Origin of the sequence: Aeromonas sp. s6 (genome assembly GCF_040907815.1) — a bacterium.
GTDB classification, from domain to species: Bacteria; Pseudomonadota; Gammaproteobacteria; order Enterobacterales; family Aeromonadaceae; genus Aeromonas; species Aeromonas caviae.
In genome coordinates this window covers 81,397-106,767 of sequence record NZ_JBFOCN010000083.1, presented here as the reverse complement: position 1 = coordinate 106,767, position 25,371 = coordinate 81,397, and the positions used below count along the sequence as shown (strand labels likewise).

Here is a 25,371-nt window from a genome sequence, read left to right as displayed (position 1 = left end):
TGCGCGTCATCGACATTTATACCCATCGCTGGCGGATCGAGGAGTTCCATAAGGCATGGAAAACCGGAGCAGGAGCCGAGAGGCAACGCATGGAGGAGCCGGATAATCTGGAGCGCATGGTCTCGATCCTCTCGTTTGTTGCAGTCAGGCTGTTACAGCTCAGAGAAAGCTTCACCCTGCCGCAAGCGCTCAGGGCACAAGGGCTGCTAAAAGAAGCGGAGCACGTAGAAAGCCAGTCCGCAGAAACGGTGCTGACCCCGGATGAATGTCAGCTACTGGGCTATCTGGACAAGGGAAAACGCAAGCGCAAAGAGCGCGCCGGGAGCTTGCAGTGGGCCTACATGGCGATAGCCAGACTGGGGGGCTTTATGGACAGCAAGCGAACCGGAATTGCCAGCTGGGGCGCCCTCTGGGAAGGCTGGGAAGCCCTGCAAAGTAAACTGGATGGCTTTCTTGCCGCCAAGGATTTGATGGCACAGGGGATCAAGATCTGATCAAGAGACAGACCGTAGGGAAGCGCTGAATTTTTGCGCCAGCTCAACAATTGGAACTAAGGCCCGGGTGGGCGCAGGGAGGGCCTGGGAGGGGATTGTCGAGAAGGAAGGGGCATTTTGTTGTCACGGGGAGGGGCGACTATAGTGCAGCGAGGCAAGGGTGCCTCGTTTGGCCCGCGTGAGTGGGGGCCAACCACAATGGATAGAACAATGGGAGTGTGACATATGAAGCGGATCCTGATGGTGTTGAGTCTGTGTGTGACGGTCATGGGCATGGGAATGGGGGTGGCCCAGAGCGCGACCTCTGGCGCGCAGCAAGAGTGTGAGGCCCAGGCGGCGGTGAAGAAGCTGGCGGGCGCCGCCAAGACCAGCTTTGTGGGCAAGTGCGTCAAGGATGCCTCCGCCAGTGTCAAGGCAAGCCAGTGCGAGAAAGCGGCTGCCGACAAGAAGCTGGCTGGCGCGGCCAAGAACAGCTTCGTGCAAAAGTGCCTGAAGACGGACGGGGCCGCCGACAAGGCGACCCAGTGCGAGAAGGCGGCGGCGGACAAGAAGCTCGCCGGGGCGGCCAAGAACAGCTTTATCCAGAAGTGCGTGAAAACCGCCTGAGCCGGTGAGGCTCTGACACCAACGCAGGTTGAGGCAGTGACGAGAAAGGGGCCCTGGGGCCCCTTTCTCTGTTGTGATGGGTGGTGGGGGCAGCCCTCGCCGCCAGTGTGCCCGGCCATAAGCTGTGAGCGGGGAGCTGACTTGATCCCTGCCTGGTCATCACTCTCCCTGGGTTGGCTGGGTATGTTCGGGGGCGCTGCTCAGCAGATCCTGCCCCTCGTCCTGGCTCAGCACCAGATAGCGCTCGTACTGGCGCAAGACGTCGGCACTCAGCTCGTCCCGGGTCAGGTACTGGATGTCGTAACCGGCACGGCCATCGGCAAAATAGGTGATGGGCTCGAAGATGCGGGCCTCGGGATCGTGGTTGTGGGCCGCCTCCAGAGGGTTGAAGGCGGGGGCGGGGCGGGCCTCGATGCGCACCCCGTAGCAGAAGTCCCGGCGACCCTGCTGGGGCACCAGCAGATGGCACTGATCCGGCCCATCCTCTTCGACCCGGCTGGTGATGCCCCGGGCAGCGAACTCCTGACTCAGGGCCGTCAGGGCGGGCAGGGCGACCTTGTCCACAAAGGCGCGGGCCTCCTGCTCGGTGGAGGGGCGCAGCAGGTGATCCATCCGGGTGCGCCACTGCTTGCCGTTCCAGAAGTCAGTGGCGGGGGAGAGGCGCCTGGCCGAGTGCTCCTTGTCTGCGACAAGGCCGCGGCAGAGTCCGAGGCAGAGCAGCACCATGATGAAGGCAAACGGCAGGGCGGCGATGAGGGTCATGGACTGGAGTGCCGCCAGCCCCCCTGTGCTCATCAGGGTACCCGCGGTGACCCCGAGCAGCAGAGCCCAGAACAGGCGCTGCCAGACCGGTGAGCCCTCCTTGCCCTGGGTAGCGATGTTGTCGATGACGAAGGCGCCCGAGTCGGCGGAGGTGACGAAGAAGACGCTGATGAGGATCACCGCGAGGGCCGAGGTGATGTCCGCTCCCGGCAAGAGGTCAAAGAAGTTGAACAGCAGGGTGTCGATGTTGCCGACCGAGTCGATGAGGCTTGTGCCCCCCTCATGCTGGCTGGCCCAGATGGCGGCGTTGCCGAACACCGTCATCCAGAGCAGGTTGAAGGCGGTGGGCACGAACAGGACGCCGAGGATGAATTCGCGCAGGGTGCGTCCGCGGGAGATGCGGGCGATGAAGAGGCCGACGAAGGGGGACCAGGAGATCCACCAGGCCCAGTAGAGCAGGGTCCAGTTGCCGAACCAGCCCGCCTGGCGGGGCTCGCTGTAGGTGAAGGTGCGGAAGGTGAGCTGGCTTAAAGAGGAGACATAGTTGCCAATGTTCTCCGAGAGGGCTCCCAGCAGGTACTGGGTGGGGCCGGCCACCAGCACGAACAGCAGGAGCACGATGGCGAGAAAGAGGTTGAGCTCGGAGAGGCGCTTCACCCCCTTGTCGAGACCGGTGACCGCCGAGATGCCGGCGAGGGCGATGACGACCCCGATGAGGCCGAAGCGAAACAGCTCCCCCGAGGTGTCCATGCCGGTGAGGCGGGTGATCCCCGCCGAGAGTTGCATCACGCCATAGCCCAGGGTGGTGGCGATGCCGAAGATGGTGCCCACCAGGGCGAAGACGTCCACCGCGTGGCCGAGCGGCCCGTGGATCTTCTCCTTGAAGATGGGATAGAGGCCGGAGCGGATGGTCAGGGGCAGGTTGTAGCGAAAGCCGAAGTAGGCCAGCACCAGGCCGACGATGGCGTAGATGGCCCAGGCGTGAAAGCCCCAGTGGAAGAAGGTGGTGACCATGGCTTCGCGGGCGGCCACCTGGGTCAGGGGCGTCGCCTGGGGCGGGGAGACGAAGTGACTCATGGGCTCGCCCACCCCGAAATACATGAGCCCTATCCCCATCCCGGCGGCGAACAGCATGGCGAGCCAGGAGGTGAAGCTGAACTCCGGGCGGGCATCGTCCGGCCCGAGGCGAATGTTGCCAAAGTGGCTGAAGGCGATCACCAGCAGCAGGATCAGGAACATGCCGACCACCAGCACATAGAACCAGCTGAAGTGCTGGGCTATCCAGCTCTGGCCGCTGCCGAAGAAGCGGGCGGCGGCCTCCGGGGCCAGGGAGCAGATGGCCAGCAGCGCCAGGATGAAGAGCAGGCCCGGGATGAAGATGGGCAGCGACAGGGTGCATCTGGAGGGACGGGGAGCGTTCATGGGACACCTTTGGGTGGAAGGACTCAAGACACTATAGGCCCCTCGGGTGCAAAGCAGACAAGGGATGGACGGCGAGTGACGGGGTCAGCGGCCATGAGCACCGTGGGGGAGGCACTCGTCGTCCTGTTTTTTTTATCGTAACTTATTCCATTAAATCAGATGGTTACCGCTTTCTTGTTTGTTAATAGCGAGTTGATGCCGTTTTTTGGGAAATCTTTTCCCCCCTCGTCCGGTTCTATTGAACGTAGCCGGATGAGATGCGCCGGAGACATCACTCTCGACAACAAGGAATAGAGACATGAACGTGAAAAAAAGTACTGCCATCGCCTCTGCCATGACGGGTCTGCTGGCCCTGGGTGCCCAGTTCATCGCCGCGCCGGCCATGGCTGCGGATGACAAGGAGAAGTGCTACGGCGTGGTCAAGGCGGGCAAGAACGACTGCGCCACCAAGGGCGGATCCTGCGCCGGCACCGCCAAGATGGATGCCCAGGGGGATGCCTTCGTGGTGGTGCCCAAGGGGCTGTGCGAGAAGCTCGCTGGCGGGTCCCTGCAACCCAAGTAAGCCGCATGCCATGGTGTGGCGCCCGCCACATCATGGCCCTATCTATTGAGAGCCCAGCAATGAACCCCTTGATCGGTATCGGTTTACGCCCCCCGCACTACGACGAGATCCGCCACACCCTGCCCGGAGTGGGCTGGCTTGAGGTACACAGCGAAAACTACTTCGAGCGCCACAGCCAGGGCTTCGAGGTGCTGGGGGAGCTTGCGAGGCACTACCCCGTGAGCCTTCACGGAGTCGGCATGTCGCTGGGCTCCGCCGATCCTCTCGATGCCGGGCACCTGCGCCAGCTGGCAGCCCTGGTGGCGGCCATCTCGCCGGTGCGGGTGTCGGAGCACCTGAGCTGGGGCAGCATCGGCGGGCGTTATTTCAACGATCTGCTGCCCATGCCCTACACCCGGGCCGCTCTTTTGCACATGAGCGACAAGATAGATCGGGTGCAGCAGACACTGGGCAGACAACTGCTCATCGAGAATCCCTCCTCCTACCTGCAACTGGCGGGGGAGATGGGGGAGGCCGAGTTTCTGGCCGAGCTGGCTGGGCGCAGCGGTTGCGGCGTCCTGCTCGATCTCAACAACCTCCATGTGAGCGCGGTCAATCACGGCCTGGAGGTGGACGACTATCTGGCGACTATCGACCTCGACACGGTCGGCGAAATTCACCTGGCCGGTTTTACCGAGAAGCACCTGCCTCAGGGGCCCCTCTATATCGACACCCACAGCACCCCCGTGGCCGAGCCCGTCTGGGCGCTCTACGAGCAGGTCTGCCAGCAGCGCGCCATCCCCACCCTGATTGAATGGGATCTGGCGATCCCCCCGCTGCCGGTGCTGCTGGGAGAGGCGCAGCGTGCCAGCGAGATCCTGAGCGCGGCACAGCAAACATCCAGGGAGGCCGCCCATGTCTGAGCTTGCTTCCCTGCAACGCGCTTTTGCGAGCGGTCTGCTCGGCCAGGATGATGCCATCCTCGGGCACGTCCAGCCGGGGCGCTTTGCCCCCGACGCCCTGTTGCAGATCTATCGCAACAACTTCATCCTCGGCCTCACCGAGGTGCTCGCCAGCAGCTACCCCGCGGTACGCGCCATGGTTGGCGAGACCTTCTTTGAGGCGGCGGCACGAGGGTTCGTGCTGGCGGCACCTCTGGAGGAGGGGAGCGTCATGGACTACGGGGAGGGCTTTGGCGACTGGCTGGCACGCTTGCCCACCACGGCCGCGTTGCCCTGGCTCGGGGATCTGGCCCGCTTCGAGTGGGGGCTGGAGCGGGTCTCGCTGCTTGCACCAGAGACGCGGCGCTGGCCTGCCGAGCGGCTTGCCGCCATGACCCCTGAGCACTGGGAGCGGCTGGTGCTGCATCCTGCCTGCGATCTGCAACTCCTGGAGAGCCCCCATCCGGTGCTGGCGCTCTGGCAGATGGCCCTGCACGGCGGTGAGACGGTCAGGGAGCTGGATGCTGTCTGCTCCCTGGCACTCAAGAAACGCCCCGGACACCGGATCGACCCCATTCCCCTGGATGCCGCCGCCTGGCGTCTGCTGCAAGGCTGCCTGCAGGGCAGGCCGCTGGCCAGCCTGCTGGCTCAGGATCCCGCCATGGCCGAACACCTGGCCCCCCTCATCACCCTCGACCTGCTGGTCGATCTGGAGCTTGCCCCATGACAACGCAAACCCTTGCCAGGCCCCTTGGCCCCCTTGTTGAACGCATCTTGCCCTGGTGCAGCGGTGGCCTGTTGCTGCTTGCCAGGCTCTGGGTCGCCACCATTTTTCTGCGATCCGGCTGGCTCAAGTTAACGGCCTGGGACAGCACCCTCTATCTGTTCGAGTTCGAATATCAGGTGCCCCTGCTGCCCTGGCAGTGGGCGGCCTATGCGGGCACGGCGACCGAGCTGTTGCTGCCCCTCTTCCTGCTGGCGGGCCTCTTCACCCGTCCGGTCGCCTTGCTGCTGTTTGGCTTCAACGCCATGGCGGTCATCTCCTACCCGGCCCTCTGGGCGGGGGGCTTTCACGATCACCAGTTGTGGGGCTGGATGCTGCTGACCCTGGCCGTGTGGGGGGCGGGCCCCCTGGGGCTCGACAGCTGGCGCCTTGCCCGTCGCTCGCCTCCGGCGTAAGGTGGCCGCACACGAGCCCTGCCTGACTGACGGGTGGGAAAGGAATGCAAAGGAGAAGAGATGAAGGTTCGCGAGGCGCTGGCGGCCGATATTCCCGCCCTGACGACACTGCGCATGGCGCTCTTTTGTGAGGTGGGGGAACTTGCCCGCCCCGATGAGGATCCGGTCCTCAGGGAGGCGACGCAGGCCTACTTCATTCAGGCGCAGGAAGAGGGCTGCGCCCGTAGCTGGGTGGTGGAAGAGGAGGGCGAGGTGGTGGCGTGCGCCACCCTGGCACTCTTCGTGCGCCCGCCCTACCCGGGCAATCTGGCGGGGCGGGAAGGGTACCTGCTCAACATCTACACCCGGCCGGTCTGGCGCAGACGGGGAATGGCGAACGCCCTGCTGGTGGCCATGGTGGCGTATGCCCGCGAGCAGCAACTGGGCAAGCTGTGGCTCCATGCCAGCAGTGATGGGCGCGCTATCTACGAACGGTTCGGCTTTGCCGGCAATCCCGCCTGTCTTGAGTGCGTTCCCGCTCGTTAGCCGCCTTTTTCACCGCCGGGCTGATCCTCTTTCGCCTGGGCTGCGTATTGGGAGCCCTTGGCGGCATCGCCGCTTTTCTATACACTGCGCGCCCCATTCGTTTCAGTCGTCCGACCACTTATGTCGGCGCTGGCGGTGCCGATACCCTCTGTGGGTGAGGCCGTGGTGCCCATGGGGATGGTCAACGAGGAAGAAGTGTCATGTTCAATCAGAAGCTCAAAGCGCAGTTGCAGGCATGTCAGACCCGGCTCGACGAGGAGCAGGGCATCATAGAGGCGATCAAGGCGGGCGCCGCCACCGTCATCTTCAGCCCGGAGGGGATCATCCAGGAGGCGAGCACTCCTTTCCTGGCCCTGATGGGATATGGGGCCGCCGAACTGATTGGGCAGCCCCACAGCCAGCTCTGTCCGAGGGCCTGGGGGGAGTCCGGTGACTATCGCCAGTTCTGGCGGCGTCTCGCTCAGGGGGAGGTGCAGTCAGGCACCTTCGAGCGCGTGAACCGGCAGGGGGAGACGCGCTGGCTGGAGGCGACCTATTTCCCGGTGAAGCACCAGGGCCGGGTGACCCGGGTACTCAAGATTGCCAGCGACGTCACCGAACAGCACCAGCGACTTGGGCGGCTCGAGGCGCTGACCGAGGCACTGGACCGCTCCCGGGCCATGATCGAGTTCACCCCGAACGGCGACATCCTCCATGCCAATGCCAACTTCCTGAGCGTCATGGGTTACACCCTGAGTGAGATCGCGGGCAGGCACCACAGGATCTTCTGTGACGAGGCCTTTCTGCGCGAGCAGCCCCGTTTCTGGGAGGAGCTGGCCCGGGGCCAGTTCAAATCCGGCCTCTTCATGCGCCACAATAGCCGGGGGCAGGCCGTCTGGCTGGAGGCGACCTACAACCCCATCCGGGATGGCAGCGGCAAGGTGGTGCGGGTGGTGAAGTTCGCCAGCGACATCACCGCGCGCATCGAGCAGAACCACGCCACCCGGGAGGCTGCCCGCCTGGCCCACAGCACCGCCCAGGAGACCCTGCACAGCGCAGAGGAGGGGGCGGGCCTGCTGCGCGCCGTGGTGCAGACCTCTTCCCTCATCGCCTCCCAGGTGGATGAGGCCATCGCCCTCATCGGCCAACTCAACGAGCAGTCCAGAAGCATCGAGGCCATCGTCTCGACCATCAGCGCCATCGCCGATCAGACCAATCTGCTGGCCCTGAACGCCGCCATCGAGGCGGCGCGGGCAGGGGAGCAGGGGCGCGGGTTTGCGGTGGTGGCGGACGAGGTGCGCCAGCTGGCCGCCCGCACGTCGCTCTCTACCGACGAGATCGCCAGGGTGGTGCAGAAGAACCGCGAGCTGACCGCCAGGGTGACCGACGACATGGCCGGGGTGGCGGGCAGCGCCGAACTCGGCAAGCAGCAGATCGCCGGAGTGGACAAGCTGATGAGCGAGATCCACCAGGAGGCGGACAGGGTCTCCCAGACGGTGTCTGCCCTCTCCATCTGAGGGGCTGACCGCAAGATTGCCAACAGAGTGAGCGATCGGACGGCCAGGCTGAACCCTGGCTGTATGACGCCCCCCTTCGTCATTGTGCCGCCCGGCCCCCTTGTTTAGGCTGCCGCCTCCTTTTTATTGAGCAGGTAGACAACAATGGCAGTACGACAGAGAGGCAGGGCACTGGCCCTGCTGCTGGGAATGGGGGCGAGCCTAGGGCTCGGTGGTTGCATGGGCCAGATGGGCCTCTCTTCCATGGTGACCAAGGGCAACCTCAGCGTGGTGGACAACCGCTACGGTCGTGCCGGCGTCTTCGTGCTGCTCTCCCCCGTCTATGGCCTGGCGGCCACGGCGGATCTCTTCGTGTTCAACACCATCGAATTCTGGTCCGGCAAGAACCCCATTACCGGCAAGTCGCCCGCCCTGGTGGATCAGAAGAGCGATGCGATCATCAAGGTGAACCAGCACCTGGATCCTGCCCTCAACCAGGTGCCGCTGGCCCTGCTGCCCCAAGGGGTGCGCGAGGTACAGGTGAGCTACCCGGACGAGCGCACCGCCCAGATGGAGATCCACTACATCGACGGTCAGCGCAGCCTGATGCGGGGAGAGATGCGCGGGGAGCGACTGGATCTCTACCTGGACGACAAACTGGTCTCGACCCTGAGCCGCGAGCAGCGCGATGCGGCGGCAAGTCGGGGAGCGGTGCAGGCATAATTTGTCGCGCCCCTGATCCTTTACTCCCGACAAATGCTATACATGCCTGCGGGCAAGTACGCCCCGATGTAGAGGGAGTGGGCTATGACGGTAAACGGGTTGCGTTTGGCAGAGCTGATTGGTTCTCTCAGTCATGCCCTGGACATGACGGAAGGGCAGCCGAGAGGCCACTGCATCCGCTGCTGCTGGATAGGCTCTCGTCTGGGGGAGCAACTGGGACTGGATGCCCGGCAGCGCCACGACCTCTACTACACTCTGTTGCTCAAGGATCTGGGGTGCAGCAGCAATGCCGCCCGCATCTGCGAGCTCTATCTCACCGACGATCTTCACTTCAAGCGCGACTTCAAGCTGGTGGATGGCTCCCTCTCCGAGGTGGTCAACTTCGTGCTGGGCCACACCGGCTTGCAGGCGGATCTGCTGGGCCGCTTTCGCAGCCTGTTCCACATCTTTCGCAACGGGGATCAGATAGCCAACGAGCTGATCCTGACCCGCTGCCACCGGGGGGCGGACATCGCCCGCCAGTTGCGTTTCAGCGACGAGGTGGCCCAGGGGATCCTCTCCCTGGATGAGCACTGGAGCGGCAAAGGGCGACCGCAACAACTGGCGGGGGAGGCCATCCCGCTCTTCTCCCGCATCGCCCTGCTCTGTCAGGTGGTGGACGTGTTTCACGCCGCCGCCGGGCCGGACGCGGCGATGAGGGAGCTGCGCGAGCGCAGCGGCAACTGGTTTGATCCCGCCCTGGTCAGCGCCTTCGAGGCGCTGGCAGACGAGGCCTTCTGGCAAGGGCTGGCGGATCCCGCGTTGGCGGAGCGGGTCTTCGCCCACCCGGCGGGGCAGGGGGAGGTGGCGCTGGATGAGGATTATCTGGATGAGATAGCGGCGGCCTTCGGCCAGGTGGTGGACTCCAAGAGCCCCTATACCGCGGGGCACAGCGGCAGGGTAGCTCTCTATACCGACATCCTCGCCGCCCAGATGGGGCTGTCCGAGCCACGGCGACGCTGGCTCAAGCGGGGTGCCCTGCTTCACGATGTGGGCAAGCTCGGGGTGAGCAACGCCATCCTCGACAAGCCGGGCAAGCTTGACGAGCAGGAGTGGGCGGCGGTGCAGATGCATGCCGCCTACACCGAGGAGATCCTGGGCCGCATCGGCGCCTTCGAGGAGCTGGCCCTGGTGGCTGGTGCCCACCATGAGCGACTCGACGGCAAGGGCTACCCCAAGGGGCTCAAGGGGGAGGCGATCACCCTGGAGACGCGCATCATCACCACCGCCGACATCTTCGATGCCATCACCGCCAAGCGCCCCTATCGGGATGCCATCCCGGTGCCAAGGGCCCTGGAGATGATGGCGGAAAACCTGGGCACGGCAATCGACCCCGACTGCTTTGCCGCCCTGAAGGCGGGGATAGAGGACTTCTCCCTCTACCTCACTCCCGAGCAGCCCCTGGCTCGTGCAAGCTAAGGCGCGAGCCCGAGACAAACAAGCCCCGCAACGGCGGGGCTTGTTTGTGGGCGGTTGCAGGAGGCGCGATCAGGGGCGGGCCGAGGGTTTGGCATAGGGTTGCAGCACCAGCCCCAGCAGGCGATGGAGGTGGGCGAGCTGCTCGATGAGATGGAGATTGAGCCAGAGGTAGCCGCCAAGGGTGGGGTCGTGTCCCTGGCCTGGCGCCTGGCTTGCGTCCCCATCGAGCCGGGCAGCGGCCTCTTGCAGGCGGCCGATGGCCTGGTCGGCTGCCGTGGTATCGCCGCTCTTGAGCATGAGGGCGAGTTCGGTGAGCACCGACTCCGTCGCCTGCTGGCAGGCGCGAAGCCCCGGGTGGCTCTGCATCAGGAAGTGGCTCTGGCGATCCCGCCAATAGGTGTTGGCCAGCATCTCCAGGGTACAGACGCTGTTGCGAAGGGTGGTCTGGGTCGCCTCGAACAGCGGGCTGCCAAGGCGGGTCTCCTTGACCGCCGGGGCCAGCAGGGGGCGCAGGCTGACTATTTTGGCGAGCAGGCGGGCATGGCTTCGGGTGAGCTTGGGGCGCTCCAGCACGTTGGGGGAGAGGTGGGTGTGGTAGAGCCGCCCGGCCTGCTGCAGGGTGTCGTGCATCTGCAGACGCCAGTGGGTATAGGCCCGCTGGGGGTAGATGCTGCAAAACAGCAGGGCCAGCACCGACCCCAGGATGACGTCGCCGCTGCGCCAGATCGCGGTCTCGATGTCCCCGGGCACCCCGCCGACGATGACCCCCAGGGTGATGCCGATGAGCAGCCCCACATAGGGGCGCTTGCCGAGCGCCAGGTAGCCGCACAGGAACATGATGGCGCAGCACCAGGCCAGCATGAGAGGCAGGGAGTAGAGCTCCAGATAGAGGGCCACCACCCCGCAGGCGGCGCCAAAGACGGTGCCCACCACCCGTTGCAGGGCGCGCGACAGCACGTTGCCCCAGAACGAGATGGGGCCCATCACCACCAGGGTGATGAGGGGCCAGGTGCTCTCCGGCAGCTTGAGCTCCCGGGTCAGCAGGAAGGTGAGGGTGAAGGCCAGGGCGATGCGCAGGCCGTGGACCAGGCGGTAGCGGCCATAGATGAGCAGATCGAAGCGGGAGAGCGGGGCATTGAGGCGCAAGGGCGTTCTCTTATCTCGGGTCAGGGTGGTGAGGATAGCAAGGGGGACGGCATTCGCCTTGACCTGCGTCGTTTCTCCGGTTCATGCGGGCGCACCTGTCGGCAGGCGCACCATGACCCGCTCGCCGGGGGGAAGGGCCGCGCTACCCGGCGCCCGTTCGATGCGGCAGTTGGCACTGTCGTGGCCCCCATCCACCGGGCGCACCAGCAGGGTGCCCGCCTCGTCCTGACTGAGCAAGCCGGGCACAACGCCCTGCTCTGCCGATGGGGGCAGGGCCGCCAGCAGCCGGGCGCAGAGGCGAAGGGGCGGCGGGGACTGACGGGGGGCGTGCGGGGGCAACCGGGCGCAGATGAAGTCGGCGATGGCCTCCAGATCCTCGAAGGGGAATCGGGGCAGGGTCGTGGCCTGGGGAGCGTCGCTCACGAGGGCGACGATGTCAGGATCATCGGGGAAGAGCAGGGGCCGGCCGATGGCGGCGCGATACAGCTCCACCTTGGGAAAGCGCCTGTGCTTGAACCCCTCGACCAACAGCAGATCCAGGGCGCTCGCATCGAAGCGGGCCAGCAGCGCCTCGAAGGGGGGCTCCCCCTCCGGGGTCTCCCGGATCAGGGCGTGGCGCCGGTCGGAGGCCGCCATCACCTGGGTGGCGCCCGCCTGGCGCAGGCGGTGGCTGTCCTTGCCGGGTTGGTCCATGTCAAAGGCGTGATGGGTGTGCTTGAGCACCCCGAGGCGCAGACCGCGTGCCACCAGGCGCGGGATGAGGCGCTCCAGCAGGGTGGTCTTGCCGGTGCCGCTCCAGGCGACGAAGCCGAGCAGGGGCAGGGGGCTCATGGCGCGCCCCTTTCCCGCAGCCTCGCCTCCCAGGCGGCGAGTTCGGCCGGGCTGTTGAGGTTGACGAAGGCGTCGGGCAGATCGGCAAAGGGCACCACCGCCATCCGGTGGCGGGCAAACCAGGCCCCTGTCTTGCGCTCCCCGTCCGCCAGCGCCTGTTGCAGAGAGGGGCGCAGGGCGCGGCGCAGCAGGGCGACCACGGGCTGGAGGTGCTCCCCGTCGTGGGCCACCACCAGATCGGTGTCCGGGGTGATGGCGGCGCGAAAGCGGGTCATCAGATCAAGGGGCAGGGCGGGGCCGTCACAGGGGACGAACAGCACCCAGTCGTGACGGGCCGCCGTCAGCCCCGCCAGCATGCCGGCCAGCGGCCCCTGGAAGTCGGCCTGCGCGTCTCCGATGACGGGGGCAAGCTGCCGGTAGCGAGCCTGGCTGCGGTTGGCGTTGATCAGCACCTCGTCCACCTGGGGGCGCAGGCGGGTCAGCACGTGCTGGATCAGGGGAGTGCCCGCGAGGGGCACCCAGCCCTTGTCATCGCCCCCCATGCGGGTGGCGCGACCGCCCGCGAGGATGACGCCGCTGACGAGAAAAGCGGGGGAAGAGGAAGGGGTCATGGTGCTCCGTTGCTCGCAAAGGGATGCCCACAGGGGCGTGTCGGGATCTTGCGCCAAGGCGGGCGCGGGAGCAACCTCGGCTGCCCCGGCAAAGGCGCCTTTGGCCGCAGGGTTTGTCCAAGCTCACAAAACCGGATCGGCAAACGTCATATGATCCCCAGCATTCTGATTCTTGCTCTCCTGCCTGATGGCAACTTCATGTAAATCAAAGAGAATGACTATGGCTACCGGACAATATCTGCTGTGGAAAGATGCACAGGGTCACGATTTTCGCCCCGTTGCGCTGACGGGCACCAATCTGCTCAACGATCGCAACCTCAACAAGGGTACCGCCTTCACCGAACAGGAGCGGGCCGATTTTGAGCTGGGCGGCCTCTTGCCGCCTCAGGTGCAGACTTTCGAAGCCCAGCTGGAGCGGGTTTATGAGGCCTTCCTGAGCGCCTGCAGCGACATCGAGAAGTACCAGAACCTGCGAGCCTTGCAGGATCGCAACGAAACCCTGTTCTACGCCCTCCTGTCCCGCCACGTGGAGGAGATGACTCCCTACATCTACACCCCGACCGTGGGCAAGGCGTGCCAGGAGTTCAGCCACCGCTTCCAGAAGCCGCGCGGCCTCTACATCACCCCGAAGAACGTCGATGACATGGGCTCCCTCGCCCGCCACATGGATGCCAAGGCGGTGCGCATCATCGTCGTGACCGACAGCCAGGGGATCCTCGGCATCGGCGATCAGGGGGTGGGGGGTATGGGCATTCCCATCGGCAAGCTCGCCCTCTATACCCTGGGGGCGGGCATCCACCCCGCCTGCTGCCTGCCCATCGCGCTGGACGTGGGCACCGACAACCAGGCGCTGCTGGATGACCCCATGTACCTGGGGCAGCCCCACAGGCGCATTCGCGGCAAGGAGTACGACGACTTCATCGACAAGTTCGTGGCCGGGGTCAAGCGCCACTTCCCCAACGCCGTGCTGCAGTGGGAGGACTTCAGCAAGTCCAACGCCTTCAACAACCTGGCCCGCTACCAGCAGGCGCTGCCGTCGTTCAATGACGACATCCAGGGCACCGGGGCCGTGGTGCTGGCGGGCATCATTGGGGCCGTCAAATCCAAGGGGGAAACCCTGGGCCAGCAGCACTACCTGGTCTACGGGGCCGGAGCCGGCGGGGTCGGGGTGGCGGATCAGATCTGCGCGGGGATGATCCGCGAGGGGCTTGACCCGCAGGCGGCGCGGGATCGCATCTACATCCTGGATACCCAGGGGCTGGTGTGTGACAACCGCGAGGGGCTGGATGAGTACAAGCGCCGCTACGCCAAGCCGGGCCTCTTGCTGGCCCAGTGGGATCTGCAGGGCAAGGCGGGGCTGACCGAGGTGCTGCGCCACGTGCCCATCACAGTGCTGCTCGGCACCAGCGGCGCCGGTGGCGCCTTCCAGGAGGAGCACATCCAGCTGATGCTGGCCCACTGCGATCGCCCCATGGTGTTCCCCCTCTCCAACCCCACCGCCAACTGCGAGGCCCTGCCGGAAGACATCTTCCGCTGGAGCCAGGGGCGCGCCATCGTCGCCACCGGCAGCCCGTTCAAGGACGTGCATCATGAGGGGCAGGATTATCGCATCGGTCAGGGCAACAACGTCTTCATCTTCCCCGGGGTGGGGCTGGCGGCCATCGTCAGCCAGATCCGCGAGATAAGCCCGGACATCTTCACCACCGCCGCCTTTGCGCTCGCGGAGTGCGTGAGTGAGGCGGATCTCGCCCGGGGCACCGTCTACCCGAGGATCAGCGAGCTGCGCAACATCTCGGTGCACGTGGCGACCGCGGTGCTCAAGGATATCGTGCGCCGCGACCCCTCCCACCCGCTCATCGGTCAGGATCTGCAAGAGCACATCCTGAGCCATATGTGGGAGCCGGTCTACCTGCCCTATCGCCGGGTCTGAGGTGCGACCTGCCCGCACGTGTCGCGGGCATGACGATGCCATAGAAACAGAGAGGGTGGCCCAGGCCACCCTCTCTGTTTTCCGCCCTGCTGTGTGTGCGGGGCAGGACGCTGCCACTTATTGAGCGGGCGGGGGCACCAGGCGGTCATCGACGCTGCCGTCGCCCCGAAGCTTGTTGCCACTGGCATCGACGGCGTCCACACCGTTGTCATCGACGCTGCCGTCGCCTCGAAGCTTGTTGCCATTGGCGTCGACGGCGTCCACGCCGTTGTCATCGACGCTGCCATCGCCCCGAAGCTTGTTGCCATTGGCGTCGACGGCGTCCACGCCGTTGTCGTCCACGCTGCCATCGCCTCGAAGCTTGTTGCCATTGGCGTCGACGGCGTCCACGCCGTGGCGATCGCCGCCAGCGTGCTGGTCGCCACCGGCATGTTCGCCCTGACCACGGTCATCGCCGCCGTGGCCGCTGTCGTCCCCGCCATTGTTTCCGTTATGGCTACTATTGCCTCCATTTCCGCTATTGTTTCCACTGTGGCTACTATTGCCCCCACCGCTGCTGCTGCTGCCTCCGCCGCCGCTGTTGCTGCCTCCGCCGCCGCTGTTGCTGCCTCCGCCGCCGCTGTTGCTGCCTCCGCCGCCGCTGTTGCTGCCTCCGCCGCCGCTGTTGCCGCCTCCGCTACCACTGTTGCCGCCGCCATCCCCCCCTTTGTTGTGCACGATCAACCCATTGGCCACATAGCTGTGGCTGCCATCGAGGATCAGGTTGAACAGCGCCGTGGCGGGCGGGGCATCAACCCAGAAGAGGGAGGCCACCGGCAGTTCGACAGGGTGCGGCGCCAGCGCCAGGTTGCCCGCGCTGCCCCCCTCTGACCAACCCAGCAGGTGCATGCCGGTAAAGAGCGGCAGCACGGCGAGGGCCGGGTTTTCGGTGCGGGTCATGGCCGGTGCGATGGCCGCCCAGCCCTGGGTGGTGAGGAAGGGGTGCTCGGCGGTAAAGAAGGGGGGCAGATGATTGAGCCCGTAGAGCCTGCGCGCCCCCAGCGCCACCCGCTCGATGGCCTGGATGCGGTTGCTCTGCCCGTGCCTGTCCCGCACCCGATCGCCGACCCGCAGGGTCTCGATGGGGCGTTCGCTGCCATCGGCCATCAGGATGCGGGTACCGGCGATGAAGCAGGACTTGGCATGGGCCTGGTTTGCCTGCCACTGGTGGTGGTCGAAGTCATAGCTCAGCGGGGTGGCGAACAGGGCCAGGGCGATGGCCGAACCCAGCAGCAGTCGGCGCTGGCTGGGTTTGAACGAGGGCAGTGACATGGGGAACTCCTTGTCGGTGTGGGGTCACGCCTTCGAGTATAGAGAGGGGATTGGGGGGGCATCTGCGTCGACCAGTTGAAAGCCTTGTCATGTCAACTCGCCGGAAAAACGATTGGCGTTGGCCATAAAAGTGCGTAAAATCGCTTCCTCGATGCTTGTAGCAGCGAATCCCGCCTAAAAAGCCAGTTTCATGCCCTCCCCAAGCAGTAAAAGGCAACAAATGACGCCGTTTGGTCCGTTGGCTGCCTTGAAAACGTCTTGTGATGACTGAAAAGTGTCAAATATCCCTGTCAGTTATCAAAAAATTAAGGATACCCATGTTTTCCTTGGTCAAGCAAAGCGTCGCCGGGCTGCAAATTCTGTTTGTCGCCTTCGGTGCCATGGTGCTGGTGCCCCTGCTCACCGGTCTGAATCCCTCCATGGCCCTGCTTGGCGCCGGTGTAGGCACCCTGCTGTTCCAGCTCTGCACCCGTCGTCAGGTGCCGATCTTCCTCGGCTCCAGCTTCGCCTTCATCGCCCCCATCATCTATGCCACCCAGACCTGGGGTCTGCCCTCCACCATGTTCGGTCTGTTTGCCGCGGGCTTCATGTATTTCATCCTGGCTGCCATCATCCGCGCTCGTGGCATGGGCTTCGTGCACAAGCTGCTGCCCCCCGTGGTTATCGGTCCCGTCATCATGGTGATCGGCCTGTCGGTGGCCCAGGTAGCCTGCAACATGGCCATGGGCCGTGCCGGCGGTGAGCAGGTGGTGCCTGCCACCACGGCGCTGACCCTGGCGGGGATCTCGCTGGCGGTCACCCTGATTGCCGCCGTGTTCTGCAAGGGCTGGATCAAGCTCATCCCCATCCTGTGCGGTGTCATCGCCGGTTATGTCTCTGCCGTGCTGATGGGCCAGGTGAGTTTCGATGGGATGGTCAACGCCCCCTGGCTGGCGCTGCCCCACTTCGAGACCCCGGAGATCAACTGGGCCGCGGCCCTCTTCATGCTGCCGGTGGCCATCGCCCCCTGCATCGAGCACATCGGCGGCGTGTTGGCCATCGGCGGCGTGACCGGCAAGGACTACACCAAGGATCCGGGCCTGCACCGCACCCTGGCCGGTGACGGCATCGGCGTCTGCTTCGCCGGTTTCATCGGTGGTCCCCCCGTCACCACCTATGCAGAAGTGACCGGCGCCGTGATGATCACCCGCAACTTCAACCCGGTCACCATGACCTGGGCCGCGGTGTTCGCCATCATTCTGGCCTTCTTCGGCAAGTTCAACGCCCTGCTCACCTCCATCCCCATGCCGGTGATGGGCGGCATCATGCTGCTGCTGTTCGGATCCATCGCCGCCATCGGTCTCAAGACCCTGGTGGAGTCCAAGGTGGATCTGGGGCTGTCCCGCAACATCGCCATCGTGGCGGTGACCCTGACCGTGGGTGTCGGCGCCCTGGAGATGAAGATCGGTGACTTCGCCCTGGCGGGCGTGGGGCTGGCCTCGGTGGCGGCGATCCTGCTCAACCTCATCCTGCCCCAGCACTCCGAAACGGGTGCCATGGAGAGCGCCAAGGATTAAGCGCCTGGCTTGCTGTACGTTGAGATGATGAAAAAGAGGCCACCTTCGGGTGGCCTCTCTTTTTTTGCCTGCGTACCACTGAACCCGGGCTCCCATGTGAAGCGGCTACACTCAGGGGCACCATTGACGGGAGAGGATGAAAGGATGAAGAGGGCATGGATCCTGGCCCTGCTGGGGCTGATGGGGAGCGGCGCGGCCGAGGCCGGTGCGGTGCGCTACGAGGTCGAAGGCAAGCCGTTCGAGGGCTATTACCTGGCGGGTGCCGACAAGGAGGCCCCTCTGGTGGTGCTGGTGCACGACTGGGACGGGCTCAACGGTTACGAGATCAAGCGGGCCGAGATGCTGGTGGCCCTGGGCTACAGTGTCTTTGCCGTCGATTTGTTCGGTGCCGGGGTCAGGCCGGGCACGGTGGAAGACAAGAAACGCCTCACCGGGGCCCTCTATCAGGACAGGACCAGGATGCGCACCCTGCTGCAAGGGGGATTGGCGGAGGCGGGCAGGCAGGGGGGGCGGCTCGACAATGCGGTGGCCCTCGGTTACTGCTTTGGCGGCGCCGCCGTACTGGAGCTGGCCCGCAGCGGGGCGGATCTCAAGGGGGTGGTGAGCGTACACGGCGGGCTGGAGACCCCGGCCGGGCAGGACTACAAAGAGGTGAAGGGACAGTTGCTTGTCCAGCACGGCAGCGCCGACGAGGCGGTCTCTCTGGGTCAGTTTGCGGCGCTGGTGGCCGAGCTGGAGAGCGCCGGGGTGAAGCACGAGGCGACCAGCTACAGCGGCGCTCCCCACGCGTTCAGCGTCTTTGGCTCGGACAACTACCGCGCCGATGCCGATGCCAAGTCCTGGCAGCGTTTCACCGGTTTCCTGAAGGAGGTGACCGGCTCCTGATGGGGCCGGTTCACACAGGCCATGGCAGTGCCATGGCTTTTTTTATGCCCGTTTTTCGCCATCTCAGGGGAGGGCGAGCACCCTCACCCACATGGCCCCCTTGCCCACCTCGCTCCGTGGGCCCGGGGTGAGCTGGCCGCTTTCGGGGTCGATGGCATGCAGCGCCACCTCGTGTGATTGCTGCCCGGTCGCGATGAGCCAGTGGCCGCTGTGGTCGATGGCAAAGCCCCGGGGACAGGCCTCGGTCGGGAAGTGGCCGAGGGGGGTGAGGGCGCCATCCTGGGGGGAGACGCCGAACAGGGTTAGCAGGCTGCTGGCCCGTTCGCTGGTGTAGAGAAAACGTCCATCCGGGGTCAGGTGCAGGTCGGCGCCCCAGCGCTCCCCCTCATAGCCTGGGGGCAGCATGTCCAGGCTCTCGCGCGCCACTATCTGTCCGTCCGCCTCCCTGTGGTAGCGATTGAGGGTGGCGTCGAGTTCGTTGAGGCAATAGAGATCGCCGTTGTCCGGGTGCAGTGCCAGATGGCGGGGCCCGGCGCCGGGGGCGGTGTGAATGTCCCCCAAGGGATGGGGAACCAGCTTCTCGTCCACCAGGGCAAAGCGGCGCACCCTGTCCTCTTTCAGGCAGGCCACCAGCAGCTCCTGCTCCCCGTTTTGCCCCGGGAGCCAGGTGACCGAGTGGGCCGCCATCAGGTGGTCGAGACGCTGGTGAGGGGGCTGCATCCGGCCCGCCTGATCCTGGCGGGAGACGGTGACGTGGTTGAAGGCGTAGGAGGCGGCAAAGAAGAGGCGGCCGCTGTCGTCCGTGCAGGTGTGGGAGGCGCTGCCGAGCAGCGGCGCCGAGGTCGGGGCCCCGAGCCGCCCATCGGCGGCGATGGGGAAGCTCAGCACCCGAAAATCGGGGCGCACCCCCGCATGGAGCCAGCGCCGGTCCGGGCTGATGACCAGGGGCTGCACCTCGCCGCCGGTCTGCACTTCCTGCAGCGGGGCGAGGGTGCCTGCCTCGAGGCGAAACACATGGATCAACCCGCTCACCGGGTTGGCCACATAGACCACTTGTTGCATTGCATCTCCTTTGCGACGGCCATCCGTCGGGTCAAGGGAAAGGGGAGTCCCGGCGTCTCAGGCGGGGATCAGGATCTCGCGAATGACGGGCACCACTGACAGTACCAGCAGGGCTGCCATCACCTGGTTGAAGCGGCGACGGGCAAGATCGTTTGCCAGCCAGCGCTTGAGCAGGGAACCGCACAGGAGCCAGAGTCCGACGCAGGGGAAAGAGACGATGAAGAAGGTCAGGGCGATGACGAGGTGCTGCTCAAAGGGGTCGCTCCCCGCGCTGGTGAAGGCGGCGATGGCGCCGGTGGCGACCACCCAGGCCTTGGCATTGACCCACTGGAACAGGGCACCCTTGAAAAAGCCGAACGGGCGGGTCCCGTTGCTGTCAGCCATCCCGTCCGTCGGGCGGGCGATGAGCCAGGCAAGATAGAGCAGATAGAGGGTGCCCGCGCACTTGATGAACATGTGGAGTTCGGGGAAGCGGGTAAAGAGCTGGCCAAAGCCCAGCCCCACCAGCAACAGCATCAGGGTGAAGCCGACGCAGATCCCCATGAGCAGGGGCAGGCTCTTGCGTATCCCGACGCTGGCGCCGGCGCTCATCACCATGATGTTGTTGGGGCCGGGGGTGACCGATGCCGAGATGGCAAAGAGCACCACGGCGTAGAGCGAGTCCATTGGGTTCCTCGTGCAGACAGTCCGTTGTCTTCCCTATATTGGGGGCGATCTGCGCTTTCCAAGGCGGGGGGCGGGCAGAAAAAAACAGGCCCCGTGACGGGGCCTGTGAAGCGGGCGGGATCAGACGGGCTGGTTCCCCGCCGGCGGCAGCGCCGGGCGGGATTCCACCTTCTGTTCGTCTCCCTGCATGTTCTTGATGTAGACGTCCATCTGGTTGAACGCGATCTCGATGCCATGCTCGCGGAACAGCACGTCGATGCGGCGGTTCAGCTCGTCGATGGCCGGGTTGCGATCCCCCAGCTCGCTCACGAAGAAGCGCAGCTCGTGATCCAGGGTGCTGGGCCCGAAGGTGAGGAAGTAAACGATGGGGGCCGGGTCTTTCAGCACCCGGCTGTTCTCCATGGCGGCCTGCATCAACAGCTTGCGGGTCAGATCCAGATCCGAGCCATAGGCCACCCCGACCCGGGCGATGACCCGGGTGACGGTGTCGGACAGGGACCAGTTGATGAGCCGCTCTATCATCAGCTGCTGGTTCGGGATGATCACCTCCTTGCGGTCGAAGTCGGTGAGGGTGGTGGAGCGGATCCTGATCTTGTTGACCGTGCCCGAGATGGTGCCGATGGTGACGGTGTCGCCGATCCGCACCGGGCGCTCGAACAGGATGATGATGCCCGAGATGAAGTTGGAGACGATCTGCTGCATGCCGAAACCGATACCGACCGAGAGACCGGCGGCCAGCCACTGCAGCTTCTCCCACTGGACCCCGAGCATGGCCAGCGCCGTCAGGCTGCCCACCCCGATCAGGAGGTAGTTGAGCATGGTGGTGAAGGCGTAGGCCGTGCCCTGGGCGAGGCGCAGCTTGGAGAGCACCAGCACCTCCAGCAGGCCCGGCAGGTTGCGGGCCAGCGACAGAGCCGCACCAAACACGAAGAGGCCGGTCAACACATCGCTCAGGCTGATGGGATAGAGCACGGCGTTGGCTCCGGTCCCCTCGCTCTTGTGCCACAGCACCACGCTGTCGAGGTAGGTGAAGACCGCCACCAGATCAGACCAGAGCCAGTAGAAGGCGACGCCGAACACCAGCAGCAGCATGATGCGGGTCAGACGCAGGGACTGCTGGCTGACCTCTTCCAGATCCATGGGCTGCTCTTCGATGGCTTCGCCTCCTTCCGCATCCTCCTGGGTCTTGTGTTCCCGTTTGGCGACCGCGCGGCGATAGGCCAGACGACGGGCCGCCAGTTCAAGACCGCGCAGGGCGGTGCGATAGACCAGACCCCAGATGATGATGAGGTAGAAGGACTCGATGAGCCTGCCGGTGAGTTTCAGGGCCGTGTAGTAGTAGCCAAGGGCTGCCAGCACCATCAGGGCCACCGGCGCCAGCGCCAGGGCGACGGCGGTCAGGGTCTGCAACATGCTCGCCTCGCCCTTGATGCGGGCGCGGGAGATGGGCAGCACCAGGTAGGCGGTCAGCCCCAGCAGCAGCATGGTCATGCCCTGGCCGATGACGTCGTTGCCAAGGGAGGAGGGCTCCACCACCGCCTTGGTCGACAGCATGATGAGGGGCAGCAGGGGCAGCCAGAGGTAGCGCATGCTGTTGCGCTTGGCCTGCAGCTCGTCCCGCGGCATGCGGAAGTGGGTCTCGCCGATGCCCCCCGGTCGCATCACAGACAGGTAGACGCTGAACACCAGGTAGCCGAGGGCCAGGTTCAGGGTGATCTGGAAGATGAGCCTCGGGCTCAGCAGACCGCAATAGGCGAGCAGCAGGCCGGCGGCCAGGATGAAGAGGGTGCCCGGCAGGCGTTGCAGCACGGTGAACAGCAGAGCACGGGGGGTGTGCCACTGGCTGTCCTGACGAAAACGTCCCAGATCCTTGACGATCTTCTTCTGGCGCTCGAGCAGGGTGCCGCGCTTCCACAGCAGCAGGCCGCCCACCAGCAGCAGCGGCAGGGAGAGCAGGGAGACCGCCAGCAGCATGTCGCCCCAGCCGCTCCAGTCCGGTTTCAGCACCCAGTCGGAGGCCTGCTTGAAGGCCTGGGCCGGCCAGGTGATGAACCACTTGGCATCGATGGGCTTGTTGCTGCTCACCCAGAAGATGTGCTGTTGCAGGGTGAACTCGATGGAGGCATAGACCCGGGTCAGCTGCTGCTGGGTCAGTTGCAGGCTGATGGCGTTGGTGAGCTGGGCATCCATCTGGCGGTTGAGCTGATCCAGCAGGCCGATGCGGGTGTCGATGAGCTTGGCAAGGCTGGCCCTGTCTTCGTCGCTCACCGTCTCGCCGCTGCTGGCGATGAGGTTGTCCAGATACTGGTTCTTCTGGAACAGCTGGTCACGCTGCTGGCTCAGTTCGAACTGGGCCAGGTGCAGGTCGGCGATCTGCTCCTCCAGGTTCTTCACCAGGGTGGAGGGGGCCGCTTCCAGCTGCTGGTAGAGCTGATAGAGGATGCGCGAGAGCAGCAGGTTGCCCTTGAGCATCTGCACCTGTTCGTTGAGGTTGCGCTCGGTCTGGGTGCCGCGCTCCAGCATGCTCTTCGCCTGCAGGTTCTTCTGGGCCAGGGTGTTGAGGCTGTTGGTGGAGCTGATGAGCTGCTGGCTGAGCTGGTAGTTGAGCTCCTGCTCTTTTTGCACCAGGGGGTTGTCTTCGGCGGCCACCAGTTCGCCGGTCTCTTCGGCGGTCTTCTCGGTATCCCCCAGGCGCTTGGCGCTGCTCTGCTCCTGCAATGCCTGCAGTTTCTGCTCTTCACTGGCGAGACGGGCACTCTGGTAGTCCCGTTGCTTGACCACCAGATCCTGCATGCTGGTGCGGTTGTCCAGCTCCTTTTGCAGGTTGGCCAGTTGCAGATCCAGCAGGGCCAGCTCGGCATTAAGCTTCATTTTCTCGGCGCTGCTCACCCCGTCCCCGGCGTTGAGGCGGGTGCGGATCTCCTGGCTGCGCTGATAGGCGCGGCTCATGCTGGCTTGGGCCCGCTCCGGCAGGGTCTGCAGGTTGGTGATCTGGCTGCCGATGGTGCCAAGGGCCTCCTGGGCCGCCTGCATGTTGGCCATGATCTCGGGTTGGCGGGCATCGAGCTCCGCCAGGCTCATGGTGGCGTATTCGCTCTTGAGCTGCTCCGGGCTTTTGCCCTGGGTCAGGGCGTCGAGCTTGGCGCCGATCTCCTTGAGCTCTGCCGGCAGGGTGCGCAGGCGTTCGCTCTGGGTTTTGGCCTTGGTCTTCTCCTTGTCGATGCTGTCGAGGAGGGAGAGGGTGTCAGTCAGGAACTTCTGGTCCGCCTGCTGGCTGGCCGTGGGGGTGTCCGATTTGCCGAGGGCGTCGAGCGCCCGCTGCACGGTGGCGCGCTGGGGCAGATCCTGCGCCAGGGTGCTCGGGGTCCAGAAGGTGATGAGTAAACAGAGCAGCGGCAGCAGGGTGGCCGAGGCTCTTTTGAAGCGTGTTGAGAGCATAAAGCGTCCGGGTGATTATGCGATGTTCGGGGGATTTTCCACCAGGGTAAAATCCGCGTGGATTCTAGCACCGGCGCAAGAGGGGCAGCAGGGGGAGAGATAAAAAAAAACGGCGCCCGCAGGCGCCGCTTTCATCGGTTCAGGACTGATTACAGTACGTGAACGGAGGCGGTGTTGGTGGTACCGCTCGGTACCAGGGCACCGGAGACCATGACAACCACGTCACCCTTCACGCCCATGCCGATTTCCAGCGCAGCTTCTTTGCCGATGCGATAGAAGTCGTCGGTGGAGGCGATGGAGTCAACCACGTGAGCAACCACACCCTTGGTCAGCACCAGCTGGGCAGCGGTCTTCTTGTTGGTGGTGATGGCCAGGATCCAGGCTTTCGGGAAGTACTTGCGGATGGCCTTGGCAGACTTGCCGCCTTCGGTGGCAACCACGATCAGCGGGGCGTCCAGCTTCTCGGAGGTCTCTACCGCGCCTTTGCAGACCGCTTCGGTGATGCGCAGCTTGTTGCTGTCGTTGGCAGCAGACAGGTTGGACGGCATCACGGCATCGGTACGCTCGCAGATGGTGGCCATGATGGTCACGGCTTCCAGCGGGTACTTGCCCTTGGCGGACTCACCGGACAGCATGACTGCGTCGGTACCGTCCAGGATGGCGTTGGCCACGTCGCCAGCTTCGGCGCGTGTCGGACGCGGGTTCTTGATCATGGAGTCCAGCATCTGGGTGGCGGTGATGACCACTTTGCGGGCTTTGTTGCACTTCTCGATGATCATCTTCTGGGCAAAGATCACTTCTTCTACCGGGATCTCGACACCCATGTCGCCACGGGCAACCATGATGCCGTCGGAGACAGCCAGGATCTCGTCGAAGTTGTCCAGGCCTTCCTGGTTTTCGATCTTGGAGATGATCTGGATGTTCTCGCCGCCGTGGGCTTTCAGGTGCTCACGGATTTCCAGCACGTCTTCTTTCTTGCGAATGAAGGAGGCGGCAACGAAATCAACGCCTTGCTCGCAACCGAAGATGAGGTCGCGCTTGTCTTTCTCGGCCAGGGCCGGCAGCTTGATGGAGACGCCCGGCAGGTTGATGCCCTTGTTCTCGCCCAGGTCACCGTTGTTGAGCACTTTACAGATCACTTCGCGCTCGGTGATTTCGATGACGTCCAGGCCAATCAGGCCGTCGTCAACCAGGATGCGGTTGCCGACGCGCAGGTCGCTGGCAAAACCGGCATAGGTGACGGCGACTTTGTCTTTGTTGCCCACCACGGTCTGGTCGGTGGTGAAGGTGAAGGTCTGGCCGGCGACCAGGGAGACGTCGTTGCCGCCTTCGAGCTTGATGGTGCGGATTTCCGGACCCTTGGTGTCCAGCAGGATGGCTGCGTGCTTGCCGGTTTCGGCCATGACAGCGCGCAGGTTGCTGATGCGACCACCGTGTTCGGCGTAGTCGCCGTGGGAGAAGTTCAGGCGCATGACGTTCATGCCGGCATCCAGCATCTTGCCCAGCATTTCTTTGGATTCGGTCTTGGGACCGATGGTGCAGACGATTTTGGTCTTTTTCATGTCAGTCTTCATGGTTAAGGAATTTCCGCCGTGCAATATACACCAGTTTTTGGATACTTTTTATGATCCAGAAACAACGTTTTGAGCGAAAACGGCCTCAATTTGAAAGATAACGTTTTCGATCACAGCTCATTTTAGGGGCTAAAATAATTGATTTTCCGCAACTGAGGCCATTTGGTTCCCATTTCTGGCCCCGCATCCTGCCCGATCCCATGTTGTTAAATGACAAACAACAGGGCCCCATTGC

Annotated in this window: 21 protein-coding genes and 1 pseudogene; 13 read left to right on the top strand and 9 right to left on the bottom strand. The window is 64.6% G+C overall.

Annotation, left to right across the window (positions count from 1 at the left end):
- Both AB5Y50_RS12980 and AB5Y50_RS12975 read left to right on the top strand, forming a co-directional pair.
- On the top strand, positions 1-494 hold a 494-nt coding region (locus AB5Y50_RS12980), incomplete at its 5' end, for an IS4 family transposase (RefSeq protein WP_368162502.1).
- Between the two features lie 225 nt (positions 495-719).
- Complete coding sequence (locus tag AB5Y50_RS12975) at positions 720-1,100, top strand: hypothetical protein (protein ID WP_223930617.1); 381 nt, start codon at positions 720-722, stop codon at positions 1,098-1,100.
- A gap of 159 nt (positions 1,101-1,259) precedes the next feature.
- Here the strand turns inward: AB5Y50_RS12975 and AB5Y50_RS12970 are convergent, their stop codons facing one another.
- The gene (locus tag AB5Y50_RS12970; RefSeq protein ID WP_223930618.1) at positions 1,260-3,284 is read right to left on the bottom strand and encodes a BCCT family transporter; all 2,025 of its coding nucleotides are present in this window, start codon (positions 3,282-3,284) and stop codon (positions 1,260-1,262) included.
- 298 nt (positions 3,285-3,582) lie between these two features.
- Between AB5Y50_RS12970 and AB5Y50_RS12965 the strand changes: the two genes are divergently transcribed.
- From AB5Y50_RS12965 to AB5Y50_RS12930, 8 genes are all read left to right on the top strand, one after another.
- Positions 3,583-3,846 carry a DUF2282 domain-containing protein gene (locus tag AB5Y50_RS12965; protein ID WP_010673595.1) on the top strand — a complete coding sequence of 88 codons (264 nt, stop codon included), beginning with the start codon at positions 3,583-3,585 and terminating at the stop codon, positions 3,844-3,846.
- A gap of 59 nt (positions 3,847-3,905) precedes the next feature.
- Positions 3,906-4,748, top strand: a complete 843-nt coding sequence (locus AB5Y50_RS12960; RefSeq protein WP_223930619.1) for a DUF692 domain-containing protein — start codon at positions 3,906-3,908, stop codon at positions 4,746-4,748.
- Complete coding sequence (locus tag AB5Y50_RS12955) at positions 4,741-5,493, top strand: DNA-binding domain-containing protein (protein WP_223930620.1); 753 nt, start codon at positions 4,741-4,743, stop codon at positions 5,491-5,493. Before AB5Y50_RS12960 ends, AB5Y50_RS12955 begins: the two co-directional genes overlap by 8 nt.
- On the top strand, positions 5,490-5,945 hold the full coding sequence (locus tag AB5Y50_RS12950) for a DoxX family protein (RefSeq protein WP_041213281.1): 456 nt from the start codon (positions 5,490-5,492) through the stop codon (positions 5,943-5,945). Before AB5Y50_RS12955 ends, AB5Y50_RS12950 begins: the two co-directional genes overlap by 4 nt.
- A gap of 60 nt (positions 5,946-6,005) precedes the next feature.
- Positions 6,006-6,470 carry a GNAT family N-acetyltransferase gene (locus tag AB5Y50_RS12945; protein ID WP_182957656.1) on the top strand — a complete coding sequence of 155 codons (465 nt, stop codon included), beginning with the start codon at positions 6,006-6,008 and terminating at the stop codon, positions 6,468-6,470.
- Positions 6,471-6,670: 200 nt separating this feature from the next.
- The gene (locus tag AB5Y50_RS12940; protein ID WP_202042205.1) at positions 6,671-7,966 is read left to right on the top strand and encodes a PAS domain-containing methyl-accepting chemotaxis protein; all 1,296 of its coding nucleotides are present in this window, start codon (positions 6,671-6,673) and stop codon (positions 7,964-7,966) included.
- A gap of 144 nt (positions 7,967-8,110) precedes the next feature.
- Positions 8,111-8,668: a DUF3332 domain-containing protein gene (locus AB5Y50_RS12935; RefSeq protein WP_182936033.1), complete on the top strand. Its 558-nt coding sequence runs from the start codon at positions 8,111-8,113 to the stop codon at positions 8,666-8,668.
- Between the two features lie 84 nt (positions 8,669-8,752).
- A complete protein-coding gene (locus tag AB5Y50_RS12930; protein WP_201890202.1) occupies positions 8,753-10,126 on the top strand; it encodes an HD-GYP domain-containing protein in 1,374 nt (457 codons plus the stop codon).
- A gap of 69 nt (positions 10,127-10,195) precedes the next feature.
- Here the strand turns inward: AB5Y50_RS12930 and AB5Y50_RS12925 are convergent, their stop codons facing one another.
- The 3 genes and pseudogenes from AB5Y50_RS12925 to mobA all read right to left on the bottom strand — a co-directional run bounded on the left by AB5Y50_RS12925 (position 10,196) and on the right by mobA (position 12,714).
- Positions 10,196-11,272, bottom strand: coding sequence for an FUSC family protein (locus AB5Y50_RS12925; RefSeq protein WP_368162948.1), 1,077 nt, complete (start codon positions 11,270-11,272; stop codon positions 10,196-10,198).
- A gap of 345 nt (positions 11,273-11,617) precedes the next feature.
- Positions 11,618-12,103 (bottom strand): annotated as a pseudogene (gene mobB, locus AB5Y50_RS12920) (molybdopterin-guanine dinucleotide biosynthesis protein B); the annotation flags it as partial.
- The gene (gene mobA, locus AB5Y50_RS12915) at positions 12,100-12,714 is read right to left on the bottom strand and encodes a molybdenum cofactor guanylyltransferase MobA (RefSeq protein WP_368162946.1); all 615 of its coding nucleotides are present in this window, start codon (positions 12,712-12,714) and stop codon (positions 12,100-12,102) included. The gene mobA and the pseudogene mobB, both read right to left, overlap by 4 nt.
- A gap of 220 nt (positions 12,715-12,934) precedes the next feature.
- On the opposite strand from mobA, the gene AB5Y50_RS12910 reads away from it, so the two are divergent.
- Positions 12,935-14,644 (top strand): NAD-dependent malic enzyme, encoded by a 1,710-nt coding sequence (locus tag AB5Y50_RS12910; RefSeq protein WP_216986802.1) that lies wholly within the window; start codon positions 12,935-12,937, stop codon positions 14,642-14,644.
- Between the two features lie 117 nt (positions 14,645-14,761).
- Here the strand turns inward: AB5Y50_RS12910 and AB5Y50_RS12905 are convergent, their stop codons facing one another.
- Positions 14,762-15,955 carry a Hint domain-containing homing endonuclease gene (locus AB5Y50_RS12905; protein WP_368162945.1) on the bottom strand — a complete coding sequence of 398 codons (1,194 nt, stop codon included), beginning with the start codon at positions 15,953-15,955 and terminating at the stop codon, positions 14,762-14,764.
- Positions 15,956-16,272: 317 nt separating this feature from the next.
- Here AB5Y50_RS12905 and AB5Y50_RS12900 point away from each other — a divergent pair, with 317 nt between their 5' ends.
- Together AB5Y50_RS12900 and AB5Y50_RS12895 are read left to right on the top strand one after the other, a co-directional pair.
- On the top strand, positions 16,273-17,511 hold the full coding sequence (locus AB5Y50_RS12900; protein ID WP_041213272.1) for a uracil-xanthine permease family protein: 1,239 nt from the start codon (positions 16,273-16,275) through the stop codon (positions 17,509-17,511).
- 144 nt (positions 17,512-17,655) lie between these two features.
- Positions 17,656-18,396, top strand: a complete 741-nt coding sequence (locus AB5Y50_RS12895; protein WP_160838012.1) for a dienelactone hydrolase family protein — start codon at positions 17,656-17,658, stop codon at positions 18,394-18,396.
- Between the two features lie 63 nt (positions 18,397-18,459).
- Here AB5Y50_RS12895 and AB5Y50_RS12890 read toward each other — a convergent pair whose 3' ends face one another.
- From AB5Y50_RS12890 to pykF, 4 genes are all read right to left on the bottom strand, one after another.
- The gene (locus AB5Y50_RS12890; protein WP_323579999.1) at positions 18,460-19,458 is read right to left on the bottom strand and encodes a beta-propeller fold lactonase family protein; all 999 of its coding nucleotides are present in this window, start codon (positions 19,456-19,458) and stop codon (positions 18,460-18,462) included.
- A 57-nt stretch (positions 19,459-19,515) separates the two neighbouring features.
- Positions 19,516-20,124, bottom strand: coding sequence for a LysE family translocator (locus tag AB5Y50_RS12885; protein ID WP_010673613.1), 609 nt, complete (start codon positions 20,122-20,124; stop codon positions 19,516-19,518).
- Between the two features lie 120 nt (positions 20,125-20,244).
- Positions 20,245-23,562, bottom strand: a complete 3,318-nt coding sequence (mscK, locus tag AB5Y50_RS12880; protein ID WP_223930651.1) for a mechanosensitive channel MscK — start codon at positions 23,560-23,562, stop codon at positions 20,245-20,247.
- Positions 23,563-23,711: 149 nt separating this feature from the next.
- Entirely contained in the window at positions 23,712-25,124 is a 1,413-nt protein-coding gene (pykF, locus tag AB5Y50_RS12875; protein WP_010673615.1) for a pyruvate kinase PykF, read from the bottom strand.
- Between the last annotated feature and the right edge of the window lie 247 nt (positions 25,125-25,371).

Coding starts and splice junctions, on each gene's coding strand:
- AB5Y50_RS12975 (WP_223930617.1), top strand. CDS start 720: ATGAAGCGGATCCTGATGGTGTTGAGTCTGTGTGTGACGGTCATGGGC.
- AB5Y50_RS12890 (WP_323579999.1), bottom strand. CDS start 19,458: ATGCAACAAGTGGTCTATGTGGCCAACCCGGTGAGCGGGTTGATCCAT.
- AB5Y50_RS12905 (WP_368162945.1), bottom strand. CDS start 15,955: ATGTCACTGCCCTCGTTCAAACCCAGCCAGCGCCGACTGCTGCTGGGT.
- AB5Y50_RS12970 (WP_223930618.1), bottom strand. CDS start 3,284: ATGAACGCTCCCCGTCCCTCCAGATGCACCCTGTCGCTGCCCATCTTC.
- AB5Y50_RS12900 (WP_041213272.1), top strand. CDS start 16,273: ATGTTTTCCTTGGTCAAGCAAAGCGTCGCCGGGCTGCAAATTCTGTTT.
- AB5Y50_RS12965 (WP_010673595.1), top strand. CDS start 3,583: ATGAACGTGAAAAAAAGTACTGCCATCGCCTCTGCCATGACGGGTCTG.
- AB5Y50_RS12885 (WP_010673613.1), bottom strand. CDS start 20,124: ATGGACTCGCTCTACGCCGTGGTGCTCTTTGCCATCTCGGCATCGGTC.
- pykF (WP_010673615.1), bottom strand. CDS start 25,124: ATGAAAAAGACCAAAATCGTCTGCACCATCGGTCCCAAGACCGAATCC.
- AB5Y50_RS12945 (WP_182957656.1), top strand. CDS start 6,006: ATGAAGGTTCGCGAGGCGCTGGCGGCCGATATTCCCGCCCTGACGACA.
- AB5Y50_RS12895 (WP_160838012.1), top strand. CDS start 17,656: ATGAAGAGGGCATGGATCCTGGCCCTGCTGGGGCTGATGGGGAGCGGC.
- AB5Y50_RS12910 (WP_216986802.1), top strand. CDS start 12,935: ATGGCTACCGGACAATATCTGCTGTGGAAAGATGCACAGGGTCACGAT.
- AB5Y50_RS12930 (WP_201890202.1), top strand. CDS start 8,753: ATGACGGTAAACGGGTTGCGTTTGGCAGAGCTGATTGGTTCTCTCAGT.
- AB5Y50_RS12940 (WP_202042205.1), top strand. CDS start 6,671: ATGTTCAATCAGAAGCTCAAAGCGCAGTTGCAGGCATGTCAGACCCGG.
- mscK (WP_223930651.1), bottom strand. CDS start 23,562: ATGCTCTCAACACGCTTCAAAAGAGCCTCGGCCACCCTGCTGCCGCTG.
- mobA (WP_368162946.1), bottom strand. CDS start 12,714: ATGACCCCTTCCTCTTCCCCCGCTTTTCTCGTCAGCGGCGTCATCCTC.
- AB5Y50_RS12935 (WP_182936033.1), top strand. CDS start 8,111: ATGGCAGTACGACAGAGAGGCAGGGCACTGGCCCTGCTGCTGGGAATG.
- AB5Y50_RS12960 (WP_223930619.1), top strand. CDS start 3,906: ATGAACCCCTTGATCGGTATCGGTTTACGCCCCCCGCACTACGACGAG.
- AB5Y50_RS12955 (WP_223930620.1), top strand. CDS start 4,741: ATGTCTGAGCTTGCTTCCCTGCAACGCGCTTTTGCGAGCGGTCTGCTC.
- AB5Y50_RS12950 (WP_041213281.1), top strand. CDS start 5,490: ATGACAACGCAAACCCTTGCCAGGCCCCTTGGCCCCCTTGTTGAACGC.